This window comes from Actinomycetota bacterium, from assembly GCA_040905475.1.
Lineage (GTDB): Bacteria > Actinomycetota > AC-67 > AC-67 > AC-67 > DATFGK01.
Map to the genome: position 1 here is coordinate 1 of JBBDRM010000172.1, position 2,379 is coordinate 2,379.

At 68.1% G+C, this 2,379-nt stretch carries 4 protein-coding genes; all 4 read left to right on the forward strand.

What is annotated here, in order from left to right; all coding sequences use genetic code 11:
- Positions 1 to 314: cobyrinate a,c-diamide synthase (locus WEB06_21445; GenBank protein MEX2558183.1), on the forward strand; the 314-nt coding region annotated here is incomplete at its 5' end.
- An 85-nt stretch (positions 315 to 399) separates the two neighbouring features.
- Positions 400 to 696: a metalloregulator ArsR/SmtB family transcription factor gene (locus WEB06_21450; GenBank protein MEX2558184.1), complete on the forward strand. Its 297-nt coding sequence runs from the start codon at positions 400 to 402 to the stop codon at positions 694 to 696.
- Positions 693 to 1,793: an ACR3 family arsenite efflux transporter gene (arsB, locus tag WEB06_21455; GenBank protein ID MEX2558185.1), complete on the forward strand. Its 1,101-nt coding sequence runs from the start codon at positions 693 to 695 to the stop codon at positions 1,791 to 1,793. The genes WEB06_21450 and arsB overlap by 4 nt, the downstream gene beginning before the upstream one ends.
- Before the next feature lie 162 nt (positions 1,794 to 1,955).
- Positions 1,956 to 2,379 (forward strand): VOC family protein (locus WEB06_21460; protein MEX2558186.1); only part of this gene is annotated, 424 nt, incomplete at its 3' end.

Here is a 2,379-nt window from a genome sequence, read left to right on the forward strand (position 1 = left end):
TGGCGGGCGTGGTGCCGGCGACGGCACGGATGGGCAACCGGCTCGTGCTGGGCTATCGCCACGCCGAGACGATCACCGCGAGCGTCATCGGCCCCGTCGGCACCCGCTTGCGCGGCCACGAGTTCCACTACTCGCGCTGTGAGCCGGCCGGTGACGCCGTGCGGCTCAGCAGCCGATTTGGCACGGGCAGCGACGGTTTCGCCACTCCCACGCTCCTCGCCACCTACCTCCACCACCACGCGGGCGGCGACCCGTCGATCGTCGCCGCCTTCGCCCGCACGTGCGCGCTCGGCCGCTCTGCGGCTCGTCCATGAGACCGAGCAGCGCCAGCGATCCTGTCCGCGCGAGTCCTTATATGAACGCTAGTGTATGTACATGGCTGTTGATGTAAGCGCGGCGGTGCCGACCGAGGTGCTCAAGGCGCTTGCCGAGCCTCGCCGGTGGCGGATCGTGGAGCTGCTGTCATGCGAGGAGCTGTGTGTCTGTCACCTTGCCGAGGAGGTGGGCGTCCCCCAGCCCCTCGTGTCGCACCACCTGAAGGTGCTTCGCGACGCCGGGCTCGTCGAATCCGAGAAGTACCGGCAGTGGACGTACTACCGGCTCCGAGCGGGCGCACTCGAGGAGCTCGCAGGCCGGATCGGAGGGATTGCCTCGTGCTGTCCGACGCCGGGCGAGCGGCGGAGGCCGTGCGAATGACGGTCGTCAGTGAGCCACGGGATCCCGGCGCGCCGATCCTGGAGAAGCTCTCGACCCTGGACCGGTTCCTGCCGCTGTGGATCGGCGGCGCCATGGTGCTCGGGCTCGTTCTCGGGAGGGTGTTCCCCGGCCTCGACGACACGCTCGACCGGGTGAAGGTCGACTCGGTCTCGCTGCCGATCGCGCTGGGTCTGCTGTTGATGATGTACCCGGTCCTCGCCAAGGTCCGGTATTCCCACCTGGGTGAGGTGATCGCGGATCGCCGCATGCTCGGCCTGTCGCTGGTCCTCAACTGGCTGATCGGGCCGGCGCTCATGTTCACGCTGGCGTGGCTGCTGCTCCCGGACCTGCCCGAGTACCGCACCGGACTGATCATCGTCGGGCTCGCCAGATGCATCGCCATGGTCCTCATCTGGAACGACCTGGCGGCCGGCAACCAGGAGGCGGCCACGTTCCTGGTGGCGGTGAACTCGCTGTTCCAGATCGTGGCGTACTCCCTGCTCGGGTACTTCTACCTCGAGCTGCTCCCGAGCTGGCTGGGCTTCGACCAGCAGGCACTCGACGTGTCGATATGGGAGATCGCCCGAGCGGTGCTCATCTTCCTCGGCGTCCCCTTGCTTGCCGGCTACCTGACACGCCGAGTCGGCGAGGCCCGCAAGGGCATCGACTGGTACGAGGACGACTTCCTGCCCCGCATCGGACCGGTCGCCCTCTACGGACTGCTGTTCACCATCGTGGTGCTCTTCGCCCTGCAGGGCGACGCCATCGCCTCGGCGCCGTTCGACGTGGCCCGCATCGCGCTGCCGTTGCTCGTGTACTTCGCGCTCATGTGGACATTCTCGTTCGCGCTCGGGCTGCGCATGGGACTGCCGTATGACCGGAACACGACCGTGGCGTTCACCGCCGCCGGCAACAACTTCGAGCTCGCCATCGCCGTCGCCATCGGCGTGTTCGGTGTCACCTCCGGCCAGGCTCTCGCCGGCGTGGTCGGGCCGCTCATCGAGGTCCCCGTGCTGGTCGGCCTCGTCTACGTGGCGCTGTGGGCGCGGCCTCGCTTCTACCCGCACGAGACCTGCCCGGTGAACCCGCCTGAATGAGAGACCCGTGTCCGACCGGCCTGAGATCCTCGTCGTCTGACGGGACGAAGGTCGCGCTGGTCACGACGCCCTCAGGAAAGATCGTGCACACGGACCGATGACTTCCGCTCGTCCGCTCCGTCTACATCAATGACCACATCCCCCGGAGATGGAGCACACGACATGTCTCTTCACCCCTACCTGTTCTTCACGGGCACGTGCCGCCAGGCGATGACCCGCTACCACGAGATCCTCGGCGGTCAGCTCGACGTGATGACCGTCGCCGACATGCCCGAGGGCGCGGAGCCGCCGCCGGGACCGCCGAACCCCGACCTGGTCATCCACGCCGCGCTCACCTTCGGTGCCGGCGACCTGCTCATGGCCTCCGACGACCCGACCGGCGACGGTGCGGGCATGAAGGGCATGGCCGTGAGCCTGATGCTCGCCGACGCCGACGAGGTGACCCGGGTCTTCGATGCCCTCACCGAGGGCGGCGAGGTCACGATGCCGCTGGGCGAGACGTTCTGGTCGCCGCGCTTCGGCATGTGCACCGACCGCTTCGGCACGTCGTGGATGGTGAACGTCCAGGGCGAGGAGGTGCAGGTCT

Excerpts from the sequence above, each read along its gene's own strand:
- arsB (MEX2558185.1), top strand. The coding sequence starts at position 693 with ATGACGGTCGTCAGTGAGCCACGGGATCCCGGCGCGCCGATCCTGGAG.